Annotated in this window: 17 protein-coding genes; 5 read left to right on the top strand and 12 right to left on the bottom strand. The window is 62.6% G+C overall.

Features of this window, described 5'->3' with window-relative positions:
• Nucleotides 1–25: 25 nt before the first annotated feature.
• The gene (locus tag AB7951_RS12380) at nt 26–760 is read left to right on the top strand and encodes a GntR family transcriptional regulator (RefSeq protein WP_068736727.1); all 735 of its coding nucleotides are present in this window, start codon (nt 26–28) and stop codon (nt 758–760) included.
• Here AB7951_RS12380 and AB7951_RS12385 read toward each other — a convergent pair.
• From AB7951_RS12385 to AB7951_RS12395, 3 genes are read right to left on the bottom strand one after another with little or no spacing between them, the layout of a single operon-like run.
• Nucleotides 757–1248, bottom strand: a complete 492-nt coding sequence (locus AB7951_RS12385; RefSeq protein ID WP_120289338.1) for a GFA family protein — start codon at nt 1246–1248, stop codon at nt 757–759. The two genes, AB7951_RS12380 and AB7951_RS12385, sit on opposite strands and share 4 nt — an antisense overlap.
• A gap of 30 nt (nt 1249–1278) precedes the next feature.
• The gene (locus AB7951_RS12390; protein WP_120289340.1) at nt 1279–2226 is read right to left on the bottom strand and encodes an alpha/beta hydrolase; all 948 of its coding nucleotides are present in this window, start codon (nt 2224–2226) and stop codon (nt 1279–1281) included.
• Nucleotides 2227–2253: 27 nt separating this feature from the next.
• Nucleotides 2254–3033, bottom strand: a complete 780-nt coding sequence (locus AB7951_RS12395; RefSeq protein ID WP_120289342.1) for an SDR family oxidoreductase — start codon at nt 3031–3033, stop codon at nt 2254–2256.
• 225 nt (nt 3034–3258) lie between these two features.
• Here AB7951_RS12395 and AB7951_RS12400 point away from each other — a divergent pair, with 225 nt between their 5' ends.
• Nucleotides 3259–4179, top strand: coding sequence for a DUF2155 domain-containing protein (locus AB7951_RS12400; protein ID WP_120289344.1), 921 nt, complete (start codon nt 3259–3261; stop codon nt 4177–4179).
• Between the two features lie 15 nt (nt 4180–4194).
• Here the strand turns inward: AB7951_RS12400 and aat are convergent, their stop codons facing one another.
• The gene (aat, locus tag AB7951_RS12405) at nt 4195–4881 is read right to left on the bottom strand and encodes a leucyl/phenylalanyl-tRNA--protein transferase (protein ID WP_089264667.1); all 687 of its coding nucleotides are present in this window, start codon (nt 4879–4881) and stop codon (nt 4195–4197) included.
• 287 nt (nt 4882–5168) lie between these two features.
• Here aat and AB7951_RS12410 point away from each other — a divergent pair, with 287 nt between their 5' ends.
• Entirely contained in the window at nt 5169–6524 is a 1356-nt protein-coding gene (locus AB7951_RS12410; RefSeq protein ID WP_120290282.1) for an NAD(P)/FAD-dependent oxidoreductase, read from the top strand.
• A 446-nt stretch (nt 6525–6970) separates the two neighbouring features.
• The gene (locus tag AB7951_RS12415) at nt 6971–8416 is read left to right on the top strand and encodes a DASS family sodium-coupled anion symporter (RefSeq protein WP_120289346.1); all 1446 of its coding nucleotides are present in this window, start codon (nt 6971–6973) and stop codon (nt 8414–8416) included.
• Between the two features lie 57 nt (nt 8417–8473).
• Here the strand turns inward: AB7951_RS12415 and upp are convergent, their stop codons facing one another.
• The 3 genes from upp to AB7951_RS12430 are packed head-to-tail and all read right to left on the bottom strand — an operon-like array spanning nt 8474 to nt 11654.
• Nucleotides 8474–9103 (bottom strand): uracil phosphoribosyltransferase, encoded by a 630-nt coding sequence (gene upp, locus AB7951_RS12420; RefSeq protein ID WP_068736713.1) that lies wholly within the window; start codon nt 9101–9103, stop codon nt 8474–8476.
• A gap of 39 nt (nt 9104–9142) precedes the next feature.
• Entirely contained in the window at nt 9143–10387 is a 1245-nt protein-coding gene (locus AB7951_RS12425; protein ID WP_439061660.1) for a URC4/urg3 family protein, read from the bottom strand.
• Between the two features lie 10 nt (nt 10388–10397).
• Complete coding sequence (locus tag AB7951_RS12430; RefSeq protein WP_120289350.1) at nt 10398–11654, bottom strand: GTP cyclohydrolase II; 1257 nt, start codon at nt 11652–11654, stop codon at nt 10398–10400.
• Nucleotides 11655–11905: 251 nt separating this feature from the next.
• Here AB7951_RS12430 and AB7951_RS12435 point away from each other — a divergent pair, with 251 nt between their 5' ends.
• On the top strand, nt 11906–12403 hold the full coding sequence (locus AB7951_RS12435; RefSeq protein ID WP_120289352.1) for a cyclic nucleotide-binding domain-containing protein: 498 nt from the start codon (nt 11906–11908) through the stop codon (nt 12401–12403).
• Here the strand turns inward: AB7951_RS12435 and AB7951_RS12440 are convergent.
• The 5 genes from AB7951_RS12440 to accC form a co-directional block, all read right to left on the bottom strand.
• Entirely contained in the window at nt 12330–13169 is an 840-nt protein-coding gene (locus tag AB7951_RS12440; RefSeq protein ID WP_439058523.1) for a metallophosphoesterase family protein, read from the bottom strand. The two genes, AB7951_RS12435 and AB7951_RS12440, sit on opposite strands and share 74 nt — an antisense overlap.
• A 147-nt stretch (nt 13170–13316) precedes the next feature.
• Complete coding sequence (locus tag AB7951_RS12445; RefSeq protein WP_120289356.1) at nt 13317–14411, bottom strand: response regulator; 1095 nt, start codon at nt 14409–14411, stop codon at nt 13317–13319.
• Nucleotides 14408–14848, bottom strand: coding sequence for a response regulator (locus AB7951_RS12450; protein ID WP_089264105.1), 441 nt, complete (start codon nt 14846–14848; stop codon nt 14408–14410). Before AB7951_RS12450 ends, AB7951_RS12445 begins: the two co-directional genes overlap by 4 nt.
• Entirely contained in the window at nt 14845–16368 is a 1524-nt protein-coding gene (locus AB7951_RS12455; protein WP_120289358.1) for a sensor histidine kinase, read from the bottom strand. Before AB7951_RS12455 ends, AB7951_RS12450 begins: the two co-directional genes overlap by 4 nt.
• Nucleotides 16369–16484: 116 nt before the next feature.
• The gene (gene accC / locus AB7951_RS12460; protein ID WP_120289360.1) at nt 16485–17837 is read right to left on the bottom strand and encodes an acetyl-CoA carboxylase biotin carboxylase subunit; all 1353 of its coding nucleotides are present in this window, start codon (nt 17835–17837) and stop codon (nt 16485–16487) included.
• Between the last annotated feature and the right edge of the window lie 19 nt (nt 17838–17856).

The following is a 17856-nucleotide window of genomic DNA, read 5'->3' on the forward strand; positions in this document are numbered from 1 at the left end:
CCATTCCTCGTCACCAGGACCTTTCATGCTGGATACCCCCATTGCGGACCGCGCCGGAGAGACCGTCGGCGACAGCGCCTATCGGCGTATCCGCAACGACGTGATTTTCGGCACGCTTGAACCCGGCCAGAAGCTGAAGCTGGAGAAGATGAGCGTCGCCTATGGCACCAGTGTCTCGACGCTGCGCGAGACGCTGAACCGGCTGTGTTCGGAAGGCTTTGTCGTCGCCGAGGGCCAGCGCGGCTTCGAGGTCACCTCGATCTCGGCCACCGAATTCCAGCAGATCGCCGAATTGCGCGAACTGCTCGAGGGCCATGCCATCGAGCAGTCTTTCAAATCAGGCGATCTCGATTGGGAAGCGCTGGTGGTCTCGGCTCATCACAAGCTGTCCGCCATGGAAAAGGCCATGCTAGCCGGCGACAAGTCGAAGACCGAGGCCTGGAAACAGTGCGACTGGCAATTTCACCGCGCGCTGATCGCGGCCTGCGGCTCGCAGGTACTGCTCGATGCGCTGTCAGCGGCTTACGACAAGTATCTGCGCTACCAGATGCTCGCCGTCGTGTTTCGCGGCGAAGTCGCCGCGGTCGAGCATCGCGAGCTGATGAACGCCGCCCTGGCACGGGATTCCGCGAAGGCGCGAAAACTGCTGCACACCCACATCCATGACTGCGTGAAACATGCGCTTGGCAATTCGGATTGGCTGAGACCGGCTCCGTCGCGGCAGCAGACCATCCAGCAGCGCAGGAAACCGAAAACCTAGAACGGTTCGTCGTTTGGAGTCCGTTTCTTCTTTCTTCCCGGACGCTCCCAGACGACACCCGGAAAACCCTTGAGTGGGACCAGCGGCTCGCCAGTGTAGGTCCACTCCTGCAACTCCTCGATTCCGATATGATAAAGCGGCTGCCGGCCGGTGCGGCTTTCGAACAGCGCGCGGGGAATGTTGACCATGTGCGGCGAGCGGGCGCGCTCGTAAAATAGTGGCGTGCCGCATCGCGCGCAGAAGCTTCGCGCCGTTCCCGACGCCTTGTCTTCGAAGCGTGTGATCTCCGCTTCGCCTGTGGTGACGCGGAAACGCTTGCGCCAGCTGCCGACATAGGTGGCGTAGGCCGCGCCATGCGCCTGCCGTGTTGCGCGGGAATGATCGTGCCAGGCCCAGCGCGCCGGAAAATCGATTTCGAATTGAACCGTGCCGCATAGGCAACGGCCCCTGACCGGACCGCCGGGTGCGATCTTCTCCGGCTTTTTCATTGCGATTGCTCCCGGGGCGCCGCCAGCGCGCTAGCCCAACCCTTTCAGCCATTCCCCCATCTCATGGAGCGCGGTGTTCGCCTTGGGCAGGATCTTGCCCATGGTGATGAAGCCGTGGAATTGCCCGGGATAGGTTTTGTAGGCCACGGCGACGCCGGCGTCTGACAGGCGTCTGGCATATTCGTCGCCTTCGTCGCGCAACGGATCGGCGCCGGCGGTCAGCACATAGGCCGGCGGGAGGTCCTTCAGGTTCTCCACGCGGGCAGGTGACGCCCGCCAGTTGTCCACGTCGGCCTTGCTGGTGAGATAGTGGTCGGCGAACCAACGAATGACGTTGTGCGTCAACAGGCAACTCGTCTCCGGCTCGCTGTGAGAGGGATGGCTCATGCGGAAATCGGTGGCGGGATAGATCAGCAACTGGCCGGCGAGCTTTGGCCCGCCATTGTCCCGCGCATCGATGGCCACGATGGCCGCGAGATTGCCGCCAGCGCTGTCGCCGCCGACGCTGATCTGCTTCGCATCCACATTGAGTTGCACGGCATTGTCGGAAATCCAGCGCGTCGCGGCGATGGCGTCGTCGATGGCTGCCGGAAACTTGTTCTCCGGCGCGAGGCGATAGTCGACCGAGATGACGATCATCTCGCCTTCATGGGCGAGGATGCGACACACCACGTCGTGGCTGTCGAGATCGCCGATCACCCAGCCGCCGCCATGGAAGAACACCAGGCATGGCGACATGCCGTCCTTTTTCCGTAGGGTCTTCGGTGTGTAGAGGCGCACGGGAATAGTGCCGGCCGGGCCGGGCACCGTCATGGATGTCACCGACGCCAGTTCCGTCGGTTCGGGATTGGCGACCGGGCGCGCCTTCAAATACCACTCGCGCGCTTCCTGGGGCGAGATCGTCTCATAGGGCGGACGGCCGGCATCGCGGAAGACGTTGAGGACGGCGGCGGCATCGGGATCGAGAACAACGGGCATGTGATCTGCTCTTGGTTTTCTTGATGTTTAAGCGGAGGTGCGGCCGCCATCGACGGTGTAAGCGGAGCCGGTGACGTAGCTCGCATCATCGGAGGCTAGGAAGGCGACGATCGGCGCGACTTCCCGGGCGAGGCCGAGCCGGCGCTGCGGCACGCGATCGACGACCTTGTCCACAGGGGCAGGCGCGCCGCGGCCGACGCGTGCGTCCACAATCGCGCTCAGCATGCGGCTGTCGATCAGGCCGGGACACACGCAGTTCACGCGCACATTGGTGCCGGTGCATTCCTGCGCCGCGCTCTTGGTGAGGCCGATCACTGCGTGTTTGCTGGCGCTGTAGACCGCGACTTCGGCCGAGCCGATGACGCCGGCGATGGACGCGGTGTTGATGATCGAGCCCTTGTTGGCCTTCAGCATCACTGGCAGCACGTGCTTCATGCCGAGAAAGACGCCGACCACATTGACGTCGAGCACTCGCCGGAAGTCGGTGAGCGACATCTTCACGATGGGCGTGATCGTGCCCTCGATGCCGGCGTTGTTGTAGAAGATATCGATGGTGCCGAAGCGTTTCATCGTGGCGGCGACATAGCCGATGACGTCTTCCTCGCTCGTCACGTCGGCGGTGAGAGCGAGCGCTTCGGCGGAGGCGGGGAGTTCTGCGACGGCGCGTTTCAAGGCGGCGACATCGCGATCCACCGCGACGATTCTGGCGCCGCGCGCCGCCAGCAGCTTGATGGTCTCGGTGCCGATCACCCCGGCCGCGCCGGTAACGACGGCGATTCTGCCGTCCAGACGGATTCCGTCAGTCATCTTGAACGTTCTCCCCATGCTCCGGTTTGTTCCGGATTGATGGCTGGTCGCGTATCGCGCGCCTGCCTGATGTGGACTATTTCACGGGGAGAATGACCTGACCAGCCGGGCGGTATGGGGAGCAGGGTGCCCTTTCGCCGCCGCATTCGGCGTGTTAACCGGAGGCGATTACGCGGCCATTCTCCTACAATGTCGCGAGCCTGATTCTCGATTGAGCCGCGCCGCATGTTGCGAACCCTGACCATTGCCGGATTTGCGGCCCTTCTGGCCGCCACCTCACTGTCGCCTGCACCTGTGCAGGCGCAGTTCGGTCCGCTGTTCGGCGACACGCCGCCGCGCCCGCCGGGTGCCGTGCCGCGTGGCCAGCAAGCCCCGCCGCCCATGGACGACGAGGAAGAGGTGCCGGAACTGCCGCAGGGCCGTCTGTTGCCGACCCGTCCCGGCATGGGCGCACCGCCGCCCGGCGCCGTGCAGTCGCAGCCACTGGCACCACCGCCTGGCAGCAACACCACTATCGTTCCGCAGAACCCGCCGGGGCAGGGACAGGCCCAGCAGCCGGCCGTGCCAGGGCAGCAACAGCCCGGCGTCGCCAACGCGCCGCCTGCCGCCGCTCCCGGTGGCCGTCAGCCGCCGAAGGTGGCGCCGCCGACGCCCGCCACGCTGCAGCCCGGCGATGAAGTCGTCACCGAGCCGCCGGCGCAGAAGATCGTCAACAAGAAGGCCAGCTTCTCTGGTCTGGACAAGATTACCGGCCGCATCATCAATTTCGACGCCGATATCGGCGAGACCGTGCAATTCGGCGCGCTGCGCGTGAAGACGGACGCCTGCTACACGCGTCCGGCCACCGAAGCGGCCAATACCAATGCCTTCGTCGAGGTCGACGAAATCACGCTGCAGGGGGAGGTGAAGCGGATCTTCTCCGGTTGGATGTTCGCGGCCAGCCCGGGCCTGCACGGCGTCGAGCATCCGATCTACGATATCTGGCTGACCGATTGTAAGCAGCCGGAAGCCACGGTTGCGACGACACAGCCCGACGCGCCGCGTGCGCCGCCGCCGGCCCAGAAGCGTGCGCCGCCGAAACAGCAGCCGCGTGCCCAGCAGCAGCCCCTGCAGCCGCCGCCGGGCTTCCCCGCATTCCGGCAGTAAGCACTACGGCGCGTCTTAAGAGGCGCTATTCCGTCCCGCGATGATGTCCAGCACCGTCGCGCCCTTGAGCGGGAAATCCATCGGCAGTCTGTCGAACTCCGCAATGCCGTCGAGCGACGCGTCGAGCAGCTTGCGATAGCGGGCCCGCGGCACTTCCTGTGCGCCGAAGCTCAGCAGGTGATCGGTGACATATTGGGTGTCGAGCAGCTTGAAATCGCCGGCGATCAGCCGGGCGACCAGATGCACCAGCGCCACCTTCGAGGCGTCGCGCGCATGATGAAACATGCTCTCGCCGAAGAACGCGCGGCCGAGCGAGACGCCATAGAGCCCGCCGGCCAGCGTGTCGTCCTGCCAGACTTCGACGCTGTGGGCGTGGCCCATCTCATGCAGCTCGCCATAGAGGTCGCGGATGCGCGTGTTGATCCAGGTGTCCTCCCGGCCCGGCTTTGGCGCAGCACATTCGGCCATCACGCGCTTGAAGGCGGTGTTGACGGTCACGGTGAAAACATCGGAGCGCACCGTGCGGGCGAGGCGTGAACTGATGCGAAACCCATCCAGCGGAATGACGCCGCGCTGCTCGGGCTCCACCCAGAACAGGCCGGGATCGTCGGCGCTTTCCGACATCGGGAAGATGCCGCAGGCATAGGCGCGCAGCAGCAGTTCTGGCGTGACCTCGGAGGAGGCAGAGTCGCGTGAGCTCATGCGGCCAGCATAGCAGGCGGAGGCGGCGCGGGCGACGGTCTCGGCGCTCGACTGGCGCCGAGCGGATTGAGGGTGCCTCGGAGGATCGGAATCACGAACCAAGCAATGCTTATGCCCGGCATTTGGCTTACTTATTGGATCGGTCCTGGTCGCGCAGGGCACACTGACGCCAACGCGGGCTGATCAATCTGGAACCGCTCAACAACCGGCCTGGCGCGCCCGATTGTTGCTTGATTGTTCGGACGACGGGCATAGCTATCAGGATGCAGGCAGGGAGCCTGTTCACCATGACGAATATCGTGACAATCGACGGCAAGGCATCGATCAGAACGACAACGCCTCATCGGGTGGTCGTTGTCGGCGCCGGCTTCGGCGGGCTGGAGACCGTATATCGGCTGACCGGTTCCGATATCAGCATCACCATTGTCGATCGCCGCAATCATCATCTGTTTCAGCCGCTGCTGTATCAGGTCGCGACCGCATCGCTGGCGACGTCGGAGATCGCCTGGCCGATCCGTTATCTGTTGCGTGGACGCAAGGATGTGACGACACTGCTTGGCACCGTGACCGGCGTGGATGCGGCGGCGCGCCGGGTGCAGCTCGATGACGGGCAGACGCTGCCCTATGACACACTGGTGCTCGCCACGGGTGCCGGCCATGCTTACTTCGGCCATGATGAATGGGAGCCGTTCGCGCCGGGCCTCAAGACGCTGGAAGATGCGACCACGCTGCGCCGCCGTATTCTCACGGCCTTTGAGCGTGCCGAACGCGAGAGCGATCCCGTCAAGCGTGCGGCACTGCTCACCTTCGTGATCATCGGCGCCGGACCGACGGGTGTCGAACTCGCCGGCACCATCGCGGAGCTCGCGCGGGTGACGCTGCCGGAAGATTTTCGCAATATCGATACGCGCGAGACGCGCGTGGTGCTGATCGAGGCGGGGACACGCGTGCTCGCTGGATTTCCGGAGGACCTGTCGGCCTATGCGCAACGCTCGTTAGAGAAGCTCGGCGTTGAAGTCGCGCTCGGACATGCCGTGTCCGATTGCAACATCGATGGCGTTGTCTATGGCGACAAGGCACTCGGCGCCAGGACGATCATCTGGGCGGCAGGCGTGCGCGCGTCGCCGGCTGCCGAATGGTTGGGCGTTGCCGCTGATCGCGCCGGACGTCTGCAGGTCAACCCGGATCTTACAGTGCCGGGTCATCCCGAGATATTCGCTGTCGGTGATACCGTGACCATTGCCGCCCCTGACGGCAAGCCGGTGCCCGGCATCGCGCCGGCCGCAAAGCAGGAAGGGCGCTACGTCGCGTCAGCAATCAAGCAGCGTCTGCGCGGTGAGGCGCCCGTGCCGTTTCGCTATTCGCACGATGGCAGTCTCGCACAGATCGGCAAGAAGCTCGCCGTGATCGACTTCGGCCGCGTCAGGCTGCGCGGCGCGCTAGCGTGGTGGATCTGGGGCATCGCCCATATCTATTTTCTGATCGGGCTACGCAATCGTCTTGCCGTTGCGATCAACTGGCTCTGGATCCACACACTGGATCAGCGCGGCGCGCGGCTGATCACGCAGGGGCGTGCCGTGGTCGACAGCCAATCCGTGCCGTCGCATAGCGGCGAGGAAAAGCGCGTCAGTTCGGCGCGCTGATATCTCGGGACAGTTGCCAGGGCGGTTTGGCAAAAATAGACGCCATGGATGCCGCCAAGCGTGGGCGGCGGCTGATCCAGCCTGAGAGCGTTGCCTGACTGTGCGCCCACAGGCCGCGCACGCAATGTGCTGGTGATCGGCAGTGGCAGCTTCACTCATAATCAGTCGTCGGCTTGCTCCCCATGCGGTGAAGAAAACGATCCGATAGACGAGCATTTCCTGCCGCTCCATGTCGCGTTCGGAGCTGCCGGCGCAACGCCGCGCGTAACCGGCTGCATGACAGCGCGACCTTTGCTGCGGATGCGAAAGGAAAGAGAGGCGCGCTCTAAGATGGTGATACATGCGGCGCAGATCGCGTTGGCGGTTGCTCGCCGGGCAACAACTGGTGTTACGTTGCCGGACGTATTGTCGCAGGTACGGCGGCTCGGTTCGCCGGGGGAGAAGCTGTGTCGCTGAGCTGGAAGAAGATTGCACCTCTCGCTGTCTGGCTGGTGCTGTACGTCATCCCGATTCCGGCAGGGCTTGTCGCCAATCAGTGGCATTATTTTGCCGTTTTCGCTGCGGTGATTACCGGCCTGATCCTGGAATCCATGCCCGTAGGCGCGGTCGGTCTGATCGGTCTGACCTTTGCGGGCGTGATGGGATATGTCGAACACGATCCCAACAAGTCGCTGCGCTGGATGCTGAGCGGATTCTCCGAAAGCACGGTGTGGCTGATTGTCGGCGCCTTCGTATTCTCGATCGGCTATCGCAAGAGCGGTCTTGGCAGGCGTCTGGCCTTGCTGCTGGTTCGCGGCCTCGGGCGCAACACTGTGGGACTGGGTTACGCAGTTGCACTGTCCGATCTCGTTCTCGCGCCCGCGACGCCATCGAACACCGCGCGCAGCGGCGGCACGGTCTATCCGATTGTCAGCAACATCCCGAAGATCTACGGATCGGAGCCGGGTCCGACAGCCGGCAGGATCGGAACCTATGTGATGTGGACCGCATTCGCGGCGACTGCGGTCACGAGCTCGATGTTCCTCACCGCGCTTGCGCCCAATGCGGCTGCACTGAGCATCGCCAAGAAGATCGTGAGCGTGGACGTCGGCTGGTCACAGTGGTTCATCGGCTTCGCGCCGCTCGGCGTGCCGCTGATTTTGCTTCTGCCACTGCTGAGCTACGCAATTTGCCAACCGGAGGTGAAAGAAAGCCCGGAGATCGTGGCGTGGAGCGCGGGTGAACTCGCATCCATGGGCGCGTTGTCGCGTAGCGAATGGATCATGGCCGGACTGGTCGTGCTTGCGATGTTCCTATGGATCACCGGATCCAATCCCGACATCTCGCTGCCTGGCCTCGGTTCGAACTTCATCAATGCGACCATGGTGGTGTTCGTTGTGATCTCGCTGATGCTCGTCACCGGCGTCATCACGTTTTCCGACATCATTGCCGAGAAAGCGGCGTGGGAGGTGTTTTTCTACTTCACATCGCTGCTGACGTTGTCATCCGGCCTCAACGACATCGGCTTCATCAAATGGGCTGCCGCCGGCCTGGCGGCTCCACTCGCCACATTCAGCCCGACCATTGCGATGATCCTGCTGGTCTCGATCTTCTTCTGGATCCACTATTTTTTCTCGAGCATTACGGCGCACGCGGCGGCGATGCTGCCTGTCGTGCTGGCGGTGGGGTCGAGCATTCCCGGAATCCCGATGTCGACTCTGACATTGCTCTGCATCTATTCGCTTGGCCTGATGGGCGTGATCTCGCCCTATGCCACCGGACCGGCGCCGATGTATTTTGGCAGCGGCTATATCGGCAAGGCCGACTTCTGGAAGTTCGGCCTGATCTTCGGGTTGATCTATTTCGCCGGCTTGCTGCTGGTCGTAATGCCCTGGCTGCTGATGATCAACTGAGCCACAGTCCAAGGAAGCGTCGCGTGGTAGGAGGCGCCCGCGTGTCGGTGCATCTCTCTACCTGGTGCCGTAAGCACGATCACCGGCGTCACCGAGACCCGGCTCGATATAGGCGTGATCGTTCAGACGATCGTCGATCGCGGCTGTCCAGATCGGCACATCGGGGTGATAACCACGCAGGCGCTCGATACCTTCGGGGGCGGCGAGCAGGCAGACGAAGCGTATGTCCTTGGCGCCGCGTTCCTTGATGCGGTCGATGGCGGCGACGGCCGTGTTCGCTGTGGCCAGCATCGGATCGATCACGATCACCAGACGCTCGTCGAGATTGGTCGGCGCCTTGAAGAAGTACTCCACGGCGACAAATGTTTCGGGGTCGCGGTACAGGCCGATATGCGCGATACGCGCTGACGGGACGAGGCCGATCATGCCTTCGACGAAAGAGAGGCCTGCGCGAAGGATCGGTGCAAAGACCAGCTTCTTGCCGGCAATTTCCTTGCCGGTCATCTTCATAATCGGGGTTTCGATTTCGACATCGGTGAGCGGAAGGTCGCGCGTCACCTCGTAGCACAGCAGCATGCCGATTTCATTGAGGAGTTCGCGAAAGCCCTTGGTCGAGCGGTTCTTGTCGCGGATCAGCGTCAGCTTGTGCTGCACCAGTGGGTGATTAACGATCGTGACGCCGTCCATGAACCTCATCCGTTGCGAGAGTGTAAAACCGTCTTTGATCTAGAAAACCGTACCGTCGCTGATGACCTTCACCGGCGGCGAATGATCCTCGCGGCGCTCGCGCGCCAGGATGCGGCCGGCGGCCCATGTGCCACCTTCGAGCACCTTGGCCAACGGCAGCGACGTCGCGTCGAGCTTCAGTCTTTGTCGCAGGCCGCCGGCGACGCGGTCAAGTAGCGCCACGGTCAGCGCCCGCCATTCCACCACCAGCGGCGACGATACGTCGTGCTCACGCGTGGCGTCAGCGGGATCGCGGAATTTCAGGACACCACCATCAACGAAAAGGCCACCATTGCGATATTCGGCCAATCCCGTGAGGCCGTCGATATCAGTCACGTCGATGCCTGCGGTCTGCAGCGGTTCGATCAGCGAATAGGCCAGCCATTGCGACAGCTTGTGCAGGGGCACAAGGCCGCTCGTCGCATCCGAGGTCGTCATCGCCGGATGCTTCCAGCAATCGCCGAGCGCGATGCCGTCCAGCGTCAGCCGCGACGGCCAGATCGGACCAAGTTGCAGCAGCAGTTCCGAGAGGATGGTGGGAGCGGGCAGGCGGCCATTGTCAGCCAGCGACGCCAAGCGGTCGAACAACCCACCGGGCCGCGGCGTATCCTTCGTGCCGAACATATCGGGCTTCGACGCCACGTGTTCGCCAAGCCGGCGCAACAGATCGGCGCGGCCGTCGATGCCGACCATTGGATTGGTGTCGGAGACCTGCATGCCGCGCTTGAGATCGCTGACATCGAGCTCTGTGAGCTTGCTGGCATCGGCGCGCAGCGGCTGTGCGGGATCGGCAGAGAATGTGCCGCCGGCGAACATCGCGAGGCTCGCGAGACCGAGACCTTCGGAGCGGCCGATCGCCGCGCCGGTTTTGGGATCGGTATAGCGCCAGGTCGGACCGGCCCCGGCATCGAGAAACACGCTGGTGATGGCGAGATCGAATTCCGCGCGTCCGCGTGCCGCGCGATCAGGCCATGAAATGCCACCCGCGACATCGGCCCAGCGATCGTCGCCGGCATTGACGAAGTGACGCCAGCGCGAATGGAACGGGACATCGAGCGACGGATAGGAGGCGCGCGTCGTGTCCAGCACCAGGTTGATCACGTCGTCCATGCGCGTGAGATCGATACGGAAGTTCGGCAGTTTGTCGTCGAGGCCGAGGTTCAGCATACGTTGCGCACGGGTGCGCACGGCGTGAGCTGACAGTAACGAGAGGGCGGCAGAGGCTTCCGGGGTCTGGGGATTCACTGCTGATATCTCAATACTTCTCGAGCCCGCGACCGACGGAGTCGATCAGATCCTGTGGTGTCACCGGGTCCGGCGTGAAGTAGCCGGCCGCCTTCTTGGCGGCGATCTCCACATGCGCATCGGCCGGGATCATGTCGTCGGGGATCGGCACGCGCTCGACGATCTCGACGCCCTGACTGGTCAACGCATCATGCTTCATGTCGCTCATGGAAATGAAGCGATCGATGCGCTTGAGGCCGAGCCAGTGCACCACATCCGGCATCAACTGCTGGAAGCGCGCGTCCTGCACGCCGGCGACGCATTCGGTGCGTTCGAAATACTGCGCAGCGGCGTCGCCGCCCTCCTGGCGCTTGCGCGCATTGTAGACCAAAAATTTGGTAACCTCGCCGAGCGCACGGCCTTCCTTGCGGTTGTAGATGATGATGCCGAGACCGCCGGACTGGCCGGCGCGTGCGCATTCCTCGATGCCGTGAATGAGATAGGGACGGCAGGTGCAGATATCGGAGCCGAACACGTCGGAGCCGTTGCACTCGTCGTGAACGCGGCAGGTGATCTTGGTCGTGTGATCCGGCAGCTTGCTGACGTCGCCGAAAAGATAGGCGGTAGTCCCGCCGATCGGCGGCAAGAACACCTGCAGGTCAGGCCGCGTCACGAGTTCGGGAAACATGCCCGCGGTCTGTTCGAACAGCTGACGGCGCAGATTGTTCTCGCTGGTATCAAAGCGTTTGGCGAGACCGGGCAGATACCACACGGGATCGATGGCAATCTTGACGACGGAGACGCTGCCATTGGCATGCACAACGTCGCCGTCGTGTTTGAGGCGACCGCCAGCGATCGCGGCCTGCAGCTCGGGCAGATCGAGCCGCGCCTTGGTGATCGCAATGCTCGGGCGGATATCGATGCCTTCGGCGATCTCGGGCGCAAAGTTTTCGGCAACGAGATGACCCCAGGGATCGAGCGATACGATCTTCTCGGGATCGGTCCATTGTCCGAAAGGCCCGACGATAGCAGCGGGATGGGTATTTGTGAGATCGGGACGCTTCAGCGGATCAAGCGCGCCGGATGAAACGGCGAGCGCGCGATAGACCGAATAGGAGCCGCCATGGGTGCCAATGACGTTGCGGTCCTGCGGGCGGGATACGGTGCCAATGACCGGTCCACGTTCGCGTGCGGAGGCTGCGCCCCAATGGATCGGGAAGTGATGCTTGGCGCCCGGCGCAGGATGCGACGTCAGGCGAATATGATCGATCCGGTTGGAACGGCTCATCGCAAAGGCCCCCTAAAATGGCAACGGCCCGTCTGGAAGGACGGGCCTTATTGCTAAGGAAGCAACTAACTATAACTATCTCCCGAACAAATGCAACAGGGAGAAAGACGTGGTAGCCGGGGCGGGACGTCTCGCAAGCTCCGCCGCACCCAATATGCGCCGGTTGCCGACAATTTCGGCGCATTCGGGCCTTGTGTCACGCGATCGTCACGGCGAGCATACGCTTTATCAACCATGTTGGAGTGCCTGATATGCGCGCCGTTCTGGATCATTGCAGCGATGGCGTGAAGCACAGCGTTGCAGCGGGCGATACGATCATCCGGGAAGGACAGACCAGCGGGCATTTGTTCGTGCTGATCGAAGGGCAGCTCGATGTCGTCAAGGGCGACACGGTGGTTGCGAGTTTGACCGAACCCGGTGCTGTGGTCGGTGAAATGTCGGTGCTCCTCGAACAGCCGCATACCGCGACCGTGCGCGCCGCGATGGAGACGCAAGTCTATGAATTCGAGAATGCGACGGATTTCTTGCGGGATCACCCGACCGTCGCGCTGATGATCGCGCGGCTGCTGGCGCAGCGGCTCAATGTGGCGACGAGCTATCTTGCCGATATCAAGCAGCAATATGCCGGCCATGGTACGCATCTGTCGATGGTCGGCGAGCTCCTGGACAACATGGTCAACCTGTCGCCGACGAAGGTGTCACCAGGTTCGGATCGGGGCTCGGATCGACAAAACGATCCACGGATGTGAGCCATGCGGGCGCGACCTTGATCGGTAACGCCGGACGCTGCAGCGGAGCGTTCAGATCGATATGGTCAGCGCCTTCCGCCGATAGCCAGAATGCTGTGCCGTCATCAAGGTCGAGCACGATGTAAGTTGGCGGCCGACCGAACTGTCGGCCTGCATTGAACACCCAGGTCTCACCAATCCGGTCGTACCATGAGCCGTCTTTGACAAACGGAGACTCATGCACGTGGCCTGAGATCACCATCGCAGGCCGATGCGCCTCGATCCATTGCACCAGTTCGACGTCGCCGAAGTAACGCTTGCCGCTCCAGCTCGTCGGCGAGTTGGTCGGCGGTGCGTGATGGACCCAGATCCAGCGTTTTGCGCTTTGTGCGGATGCTTCGCTGAGTTGTTGCACGATACGCTGCTGAACCAGCGGACCGTCCCACCACGGGCAGACTGTAAATAACGTATCGCCGATGGTGAGGCTGTCGCCATCGCAGGCGATGCCGAGTTGCCTGACATCGCCAACCCATCGCGCGATCTTCTCGCCTTCATCGTTGCGTTCGTCGAGATCGTGATTGCCAGAGCACAGGATCACCTTGGTGCGTTGGGCAAGCAGGCCGAGATACTTTTTCACCACCAGGATCTGGGCACGGAAGTCCACGATCGACGCGATATCCAACGCGTCACCGGCAAAGATCACGAGGTCGAATTGCGGCGCGACGCTCAGCAGCCAGTCGAACTGGGGCAGAGAATAATGCAGGTCGGCCACGACAAGGCAGCGCATATGAAATCCGAGGTCCGGAAAGAAAGAGAAATATCAGCAGACTGAAAGGTGCAGTCTAGGCATGCGATGGAACCGCGCAAGGCGAACGGGCGCGGCATATTTGTGCAGGTTGGGAGTGTTTAAGGCGCGGCCGCAGCGCAGACGGGCCTAGCCCGCAGCGCTGACCGGCGGTTTGGCCACGGGCTTGGTGACGGCGCAGAACCGCAGCACGATACGCGTGCCAGCATGGTCGGGATCGCGCTCGACGGAGGCGTCGAGCTTGTTGGCCATGGCATTGACGATCCGCTGGCCCATGCCGGTGGAGCGCGGGTCGACTTTCACGTTGAGGCCGACGCCATCGTCAGTGATCGACAGTTCGAGCTGGTCGCCCTGCGCGGTGAGCACGACATGGATCGGGCCGGCTCCGTCGGGATAGGCATATTTGACGGCGTTCATCACCAGTTCGTTGACGATGATGCCGATGGCTACGGCGCGGTCCGGATCGATCTCGACAGATTCGGCCTTCAGCGTCAGGCGCGACATCCGGTTGCCCTCGGCCGAGCGACGTAGATCTTCCAGCAGGGCTTCCAGATACTGATTGAGCAGCACGCTGTTGAGGTCGTGCGAGGTGTACAGCCGGCGATGGACCTGCGCCACGGCGGCGACACGGCCCATGGCGTTGGTCAGCGCTACCTTGACGTGATCTTCACTGGTTGAATTCGCCTGCAGATGTAGCAGCGAAGCGATGATCTGCAATGAGTTGCCAACGCGGTGATTGACCTCGCGCAGCAATACCTCGCGCTCGGCTGCAAGGGCAGCGTAGCGATCACGCGATGCGTGGACTTCCGCTTCGGCGTCGTCGCGGGCCTTCGATATCAGGGCCTGCTTGATGGCAGTCGTACAGGCGACATGCAGCAGCGGCAGGAAGTCGCCCTGGGTGTCCTTCACCAGATAGTCAGCAGCGCCCGCTTTTAGTGCGGTAACGGCGATCTTGCTGTCCTGCGACGCCGTGACGAACACCACAGGGGGCGGCGAGGGCAGTTTCTGGATCTGCTCAAGCGTTTCCAACCCGTCGAGGCCCGGCATGTACTGATCGAGCGCGATGACGTCGATGCCACCCTGCTTGATCCGTTCGATACCGGCTTCGCCATTGTCGCAATGCTCGACGCCAAAGCCCTGCCGCGTCAGGCCGCGCGACACCAGCCGCGCAAGACCTGCGTCGTCATCGATATACAGCAGCGTAGGCGTCGTGGCAGATGTCATGTGGACGCTTGTGGAACCTGAATGACGGAGAAAAACAGACCGAGTTGGCGGATCGCGTTGGCGAAGCTCTCGTAGTTCACGGGCTTGGTGATGTAGACGTTACATCCGAGCTCGTAGCAGCGCTTGATTTCCTGCGCGTCGTCGGTGGTGGTGAGGACCACGACGGGCGCACATTTGAGAAATTCGTTCTCTTTGACTCGCTTCAGGATATCGATCCCGGTCATGTCGGGCAGGTTGAGGTCGAGCAGAATCAGCAGGGCTTCGCCCTTGTGATCGAGGCCAGTGCTATCCTTGCCGAACAGATAGTTGACGGCGTCTGTACCGTTGGTGAACGGGATGATCTCATTATTGACACCCGAGCGCCTGATATTGCGTTCGATCAGACGGGCGTGCCCCTCGTCGTCTTCGATCATAATGATGGTAACTGGCTTACTCATGTTTGTTTATCCCGGTTATGCCCCGTCCATCTGGCCGGCAGCGTGACGGTGAAGTTGCTGCCGTTGCCGAGTTCCGATGACACCGACATGGTGCCGCCCATTCGTCGCACCAAAGCGCGCACATGGGCCAATCCGATGCCCTGGCCGGGCTTGTCCTGTGTACCCGCACGGCGGAAAAGATCAAAGATGCGCTGATGATCCCGGGGATCGATGCCGCGGCCGTTGTCGATGATCTCGAAGATCGCAAAGCCCATCTTGGTGCGGCCCTTGACGAGAATGTCGCCAGGGACGCCGGGCTTCAGATATTTCAGCGCATTGTCGATCAGGTTGCCGAAGATCTGTTCCATTGCGAGACGATCGCTCTCGATGTCAGGCAATGGCTCGATGCGGATCTGGGTTTCGGTCTCGGCTGCCTGATGCGCTACGGTGGAAGCGATGCCTTCGATGAGTTCGCGGGTGTCGATCTTCACCGGCTTGAACTCCCGCCGGCCCTCGCGGGTCAGATTGAGAATAGCGCTGATCAAGCGGTCCATCTTCCCGATCGACGATTTGATGAAGCCGAGCGCTTCGGTGAAATCGGCGGAGAGTTGCTTGTCCTGTTCGGGCAGCGCCGGCTCCGGCAATTCGCCGTTCACATCGGGCACGACGGGGTCTGCATTGGCGAGCGTTGCGATGCGCCTGAAGATATCGCCGCGCAGCTCTTCGAGCTCGCTGGTGAAGCCCATGATGTTGACCAGCGGCGAGCGGAGGTCGTGGCTGACGATATAGGAGAAGCGCTGCAGCTCGTCGTTGGCTTCGCGCAAGTCGGCGGTGCGCTCCTCAACGGCGGCTTCGAGGTCGATGTTGCTGTCGCGCAACCTGGCCTCCGCCTCATCGCGGGCGTTTGACGAGCGGCGCACGAGGAAGATCGACAGCGCCGCCAGGAGCACCACCAGACCGGAGCCGGCCACGGTGACTAACGAGGCCCATTGCTGACTCTGGTCGGCCGTCCGGGTGCGTTCGACAAACAGGCGGCCTTCTTCGGCGCGCATCGCGCGGGTGATATCGGCGATGTCCTGAACGGCCTGATTGGCGCCGCCGCGACGAAGGATGTCGATGCTCGACTGGATGTCGTTGTTCTTGATGCGGTCGATCCCCCTGGCGAATTCCGCCAGTCGCTGCTCGACGGCTGCACGCAGTTTGACCGTGTTGGCGACCTGGGCCGGATTGTCGTTGGCGAGGGCCACCAGTCTGTCGACGGCCGGCAGGATCGCGGCCGCCGAGGTTTCGTATTCGGAAAGGAATTGTGGACCGCTGGACAGCAGATAGGCGCGGGTCGCGCTTTCGGTCCGGCGGATTTCCAGCAGCAGGTTCGATATCTGGTTCTGGACTTCGACGGTGTGGACCACCCACCTGGAATCGTCACGTGCCTGGTTCACCAGGATAACGGAGGCCGCGCTGATGGCGGCAAGCACCAGCAATCCCGCCAAGAGCACCAGGATTTGCCATAGCGCTCGCCTGCGGGCGGCGTCAGCGGTCACGTAGTACTCGCTTGGATTGCAGATTGGACTTCAATATGGCCCCCGCCGCCGGACGTCTCCCGGCAGCACAAAAAACGCGGATCGAGGCGATTGGTTCCAGACTGATCCCAAATGTTTCAGGTCTTGGGAGCCTTGCCGGCCAGATACTGTTCCAGCCAGTGGATGTGATAGTCGCCCTCGATAATATCGCTTTCCCGGGCCAGGGCCCGGAACAGCGGCAGGGTCGTCTCGACGCCGTCCACTACGATCTCGTCCAAGGCCCGTCGCAGTCGCATCAGGCATTCCGGCCGGTTCTTGCCGTGAACGATCAGCTTGCCCACCAGCGAGTCGTAATAAGGCGGGATCTTGTAACCCTGATAGACCGCGGAATCGATGCGGACGCCGAGGCCGCCGGGGGCGTGATACTGGGTGATCGTGCCGGGCGACGGCCGGAAGGTTTCCGGGTTCTCGGCATTGATGCGGCACTCAATGGAATGGCCGATGATGTTGACCTCTTCCTGAGTGCAGGGCAGGTCGCCGCCGGCGGCGATGCGGATCTGCTCCAGCACAAGATCGATGTCGGTAATCATCTCGGTGACGGGATGCTCGACCTGGATGCGGGTGTTCATTTCAATGAAATAGAACTCGCCGTCCTCGTAGAGGAATTCGATGGTGCCGACACCGAGATACTGCATGTCCTGCATCGCCTTGGCGCAGATGCCGCCGATCCTGGCGCGCGCTTCCGGTGACAGGATCGGCGAAGGACCTTCTTCCCAGACTTTCTGGTGACGGCGCTGCAGCGAGCAATCGCGCTCGCCGAGATGCAGCGCGCCGCCGCGGCCGTCGCCGAGCACCTGAATTTCGATGTGGCGCGGCTTCTGCAAGTACTTTTCGAGATAGACCGACGCGTCGCCGAACGCAGCCTTGGCCTCGTTCGAGGCAGTGGACAGCGCCATCAGCAGATCGGCTTCAGTCTGCGCGACCTTCATACCACGGCCGCCGCCGCCGGCGGCTGCCTTGACGAGGACCGGGAAGCCGATCTCGCGGGCGATCGCTATGGCATCGTCTTCGGGGCCGACGCCGCCGTCCGAGCCGGGCACCACGGGAATGCCAAGCCGCTTGGCGGTCTTCTTGGCTTCGATCTTGTCGCCCATCAGGCGGATGTGTTCGGCCTTGGGGCCAATGAACTTCAGATTATGGTCGGCGAGGATCTCCGCGAAGCGCGCATTTTCCGACAGGAAGCCATAACCGGGATGCACTGCATCGGCGCCGGTGATTTCACAGGCGGCGAGCAGCGATGGGATGTTGAGGTAGCTGTCTTTCGACGCCGGCGGGCCGATGCAAACGCTCTCGTCGGCGAGGCGCACATGCATGGCGTCGGCGTCCGCGGTTGAATGCACGGCCACGGTCGCGATGCCGAGCTCCTTGCAGGCCCGCAGGATGCGCAATGCGATCTCGCCGCGGTTGGCGATCAGGATTTTCTCGAACATGGCGTTCCGAAGTCAGAGG

Source organism: Tardiphaga sp. 285_C5_N1_2, assembly GCF_052076065.1.
In the GTDB taxonomy this organism is placed as follows: Bacteria; Pseudomonadota; Alphaproteobacteria; order Rhizobiales; family Xanthobacteraceae; genus Tardiphaga; species Tardiphaga robiniae.

Excerpts from the sequence above, each read along its gene's own strand:
- AB7951_RS12380 (WP_068736727.1), top strand. The coding sequence starts at position 26 with ATGCTGGATACCCCCATTGCGGACCGCGCCGGAGAGACCGTCGGCGAC.
- AB7951_RS12385 (WP_120289338.1), bottom strand. The coding sequence starts at position 1,248 with ATGAAAAAGCCGGAGAAGATCGCACCCGGCGGTCCGGTCAGGGGCCGT.
- AB7951_RS12390 (WP_120289340.1), bottom strand. The coding sequence starts at position 2,226 with ATGCCCGTTGTTCTCGATCCCGATGCCGCCGCCGTCCTCAACGTCTTC.
- AB7951_RS12395 (WP_120289342.1), bottom strand. The coding sequence starts at position 3,033 with ATGACTGACGGAATCCGTCTGGACGGCAGAATCGCCGTCGTTACCGGC.
- AB7951_RS12400 (WP_120289344.1), top strand. The coding sequence starts at position 3,259 with ATGTTGCGAACCCTGACCATTGCCGGATTTGCGGCCCTTCTGGCCGCC.
- aat (WP_089264667.1), bottom strand. The coding sequence starts at position 4,881 with ATGAGCTCACGCGACTCTGCCTCCTCCGAGGTCACGCCAGAACTGCTG.
- AB7951_RS12410 (WP_120290282.1), top strand. The coding sequence starts at position 5,169 with ATGACGAATATCGTGACAATCGACGGCAAGGCATCGATCAGAACGACA.
- upp (WP_068736713.1), bottom strand. The coding sequence starts at position 9,103 with ATGGACGGCGTCACGATCGTTAATCACCCACTGGTGCAGCACAAGCTG.
- AB7951_RS12430 (WP_120289350.1), bottom strand. The coding sequence starts at position 11,654 with ATGAGCCGTTCCAACCGGATCGATCATATTCGCCTGACGTCGCATCCT.
- AB7951_RS12435 (WP_120289352.1), top strand. The coding sequence starts at position 11,906 with ATGCGCGCCGTTCTGGATCATTGCAGCGATGGCGTGAAGCACAGCGTT.
- AB7951_RS12440 (WP_439058523.1), bottom strand. The coding sequence starts at position 13,169 with ATGCGCTGCCTTGTCGTGGCCGACCTGCATTATTCTCTGCCCCAGTTC.
- AB7951_RS12445 (WP_120289356.1), bottom strand. The coding sequence starts at position 14,411 with ATGACATCTGCCACGACGCCTACGCTGCTGTATATCGATGACGACGCA.
- AB7951_RS12450 (WP_089264105.1), bottom strand. The coding sequence starts at position 14,848 with ATGAGTAAGCCAGTTACCATCATTATGATCGAAGACGACGAGGGGCAC.
- accC (WP_120289360.1), bottom strand. The coding sequence starts at position 17,837 with ATGTTCGAGAAAATCCTGATCGCCAACCGCGGCGAGATCGCATTGCGC.